Origin of the sequence: Thermogladius sp. (assembly GCF_049970955.1) — an archaeon.
Lineage (GTDB): Archaea > Thermoproteota > Thermoprotei_A > Sulfolobales > Desulfurococcaceae > Thermogladius.
In genome coordinates, this window is record NZ_JBMFLY010000088.1 from 1 (window position 1) to 3,089 (window position 3,089).

Genomic DNA, 3,089 nt, shown 5'->3' on the forward strand with positions numbered 1-3,089 from the left:
GTTAGGCGGGGGCAGAGTACTTGGATAGAGCTCCTGCTGCCAACCTGGCGTTCTTGGAGTATATGAGGAGCTCTTGCGTCGTCTCGATGAGTCTCCTAGCAGTGTCTATCTTGTGCCTGAAACCGGGGAGAAGGGCGTCCGGGAAACTGACCTTCCTCAGGTTGTCGTAGACGTACTTCATCAAGCGGAGGACCCTCTCCGCCTCTTCGAGTTTGCCTACGAGCAGCAGGTCGAGGGCGTGCCTCTTGAGCTCGCCGATAAAGTCCGCCAGCCCTAGCAGGTACGAGACGTGGTCTACGCCGATCTCGGCTCTGCTCGGCACCCTACCCTCGGTTATCGCGTAGTAGGTCACGTAAGCCTCTACGTACTCGACTAACGCCCCCTGCAATATTCCGCTGTACAGTATGTCGGGGTGGTCCGCGAGCACGCTCCCCAAGCTGGCGTAGACGTCACCAGCTCTTCTGATGTTCTCGAGGGCCCTCGACAGGTCGCCTGCGTGGATTAGACGGGTGGCCTCAGTCGAGTACCTCAGTATCTCCCTAGAAGCCTTCAAGACCTGCTCTCTAACCTTGTCCTTGACCGAGAGGTATTCGATCGCCTCGTTTACCTCCTGTTCGAGCCCTATAGTAGACCACCACGTAGAGAGTAGAAGACGAGGGTTAAAAATCCCGCCGGGGGGATTTGAACCCCCGACCACCCGGTGACTGCCGACCCACCCTCATCCAACCCCCTAGCGGGGAGTTTGGTGGGCGGGGGACCCCTACAGCCGGGCGCTCTGCCGCTGAGCTACGGCGGGTTGGGGCACCAGACCAATCTCATTATATAGAGACAGCCCTTTTATAAACAACGCCTGCGAGGGTGTAGTGGGCCCGCGGGGACTTGAACCCCGGGCCTCCGCCTCTCCTAGCCTTGCTTGTAAGGGCGGCGTCCTAACCAGGCTAGACGACGGGCCCTAGACTATGATTATGATGATGGAGAGGAGGGTTTTAAACTTGGGAGTAAGGCCCCTTAGGGGCCCGATGTTTAGAAAAAAAGAGTTGTGGTCAGGGTTTTACCCAGCCAGCTTCCTGTGTAGCACTATGACCTCGTATATCGCGGCAGCCGCGGCAATCAGCGCTAGTATGAGTGTTACCAGCACGTAGTTGGAGACGGTGGACACCTGCGAGCTCAGCGCGGACTGAGCGGAGTCGATCTTGCTCGACAGGCTCGACTGAGCGGAGCTCACGGCGTTCGTTATAGCGGACTGAGCACTACTTATGGCGTTGCTCAGGCTGCTTGTGCTGCTGTCGATCTTGTCCGACACGGCGCTTATGGCGCTCGACAGGTTGGCGAAGCCCTTGTCAACCTTGTCGCTTAGAGCCGACAGGCTGCTAGACAGGGTGTTCACGCTACTGCTCAGAGCGTTCACAGTGGACTGTAGCCCGGACACCACGCTAGACAGCGAGTCGACGGTCGCCTTTATCACGCCCACAGTGGTGCTGATTGTGGCCACAGTGCCGTTCAGGCCCAGTACGACGCCCTGTATCGTGCCGACGGCTGTCTTAATCTCGGCCACGGTGCCGTTGATGGAGGTGACGACCGGCTGTAGGGCCTGTACAGTCGTCTTTATCGTGCCAACGTCGGTCTTGATAGTCGCTATGTCGCCCTGTACCGAGACCAGGGTGGCGTTGATCTGCTGTAGGTTCACGAGTATCTGGGAAACGCCGGCCTTTATAGCGATCACACCGTCTCTAATGACTTGTATGTCGGCTATGTCGTTGAATATACCTATGTAGGTCGGCGCAGACAGGCTACCGTCGGGCATTATCAGCCTCAACTCGTAGATGCCGGGCTCTAGCACAGGTATGTAGAGGCCTGGGAACACGCTCGGCGACAGCACGTCGGTGAGGGTGCCGTTGGGTGTGATCCTCCAGTTCGACACGTGCAGGTTGACGCCCATGATACCGTCGTTGAGGTTCTGCTTGTACTGACCGCCGGCAACAGTGTCTAGTACCGTAGTCCTTATGGCTACGCCCGCGACTCCACCGGTGGCACCGTACGGTAGGCCTGTAGCCACGACCTCAGCCACGTACGGGCCGATAGCTACCGCGGGGTTGAGGTAGAACCCTGGTAGTACCTGGAACGACGTGATGCTCGGGTTAGCTATGTAGACAGCCTGTACCTGGTCGTAGCCTCCAGATATCCTGCCAACGAACACCCATATCTTGTACTTTGCTCCGGGTAGTGTCGGGAATATGAACCACGTCGAGAAGCTGCCCTTGCTGTCAGTCGTGGTGTACGCTACTAGGATACCGTCGGGCAGGAAGCTCGACAAGTTCTGCCCGTAAGTGGCGAAGTAGCTGGGGTACAGTAGCCTCAGGTCGACTGGTGGAACACCCTCGATGAAGACCAGTACCGGCTGGTTGGGGTCGAAGCCGACACCGGACACTGTCACGTTGGTGCCGAGAGCGGTCTTCCACAGCTGGACCACGTTTGTGGGCGCTGTGACGTTCACTCCACAGACCGTCATGCCCGAGGCCAGGCAGTAGTACGGGCCTGCGAAGCTGCCCGAGACGACACCTATGCCTGTGGTAGGCTCAACTCCGACGATGCTTGTGTACGGCCCTACCGTGCCGGCTGGTGGCGAGAAGTAGGCGGTTGGACCGACAGCTATGTTAGTCCTAGCCGAGAACCTCAGCTGGACGGGCGCGGTGATGTTCTGGGTCTCACCGATCTCGTGGCCGCCCTTCACTATGGCCGAGGGCATCAGGACTACCACAATGTTGAAGCCGTCGGCGTCAGGTAGGAAGCTGTTGTAGTTGATCTGAGTTCCGACCTCGACGCTGGAGATATTCAGGGTGTTCTCTGGAATGTCGACGTCGATGAATATGTGGGCTGGGACGCTTACAGTGCCAGCGGCGGTGGTGATGTTGCCTGGGGCGAACGCCCAGCCAAACACTATCACCTTAGCGCCGGGGTGGGTGACTTTCAGTGATGGCATAGAGGCGGCCGCTACGTTGTAGTCCGTGGAGCCGAAGGCGCCCACGTAGGCGTTGTAGTCATAGGCCTCTATGTATGCGTTGAAAGTGATCACGTCCTTGAACTTGTAG

General features: G+C 58.2%; 2 protein-coding genes and 2 tRNA genes. All 4 read right to left on the bottom strand.

All coding sequences use genetic code 11. The annotated features are described in order from the left end of the window. Window position 1: 1 nt before the first annotated feature. On the bottom strand, window positions 2-667 hold the full coding sequence (locus ACP5VX_RS06770; RefSeq protein ID WP_428725123.1) for a haloacid dehalogenase: 666 nt from the start codon (window positions 665-667) through the stop codon (window positions 2-4). Next, window positions 667-796, bottom strand: a tRNA-Tyr gene (locus ACP5VX_RS06775). The genes ACP5VX_RS06770 and ACP5VX_RS06775 overlap by 1 nt, the downstream gene beginning before the upstream one ends. 68 nt (window positions 797-864) lie before the next feature. Further along, window positions 865-953, bottom strand: a tRNA-Val gene (locus tag ACP5VX_RS06780). A 98-nt stretch (window positions 954-1,051) separates the two neighbouring features. Continuing rightward, window positions 1,052-3,089: hypothetical protein (locus ACP5VX_RS06785; protein WP_428725122.1), on the bottom strand; the 2,038-nt coding region annotated here is incomplete at its 5' end.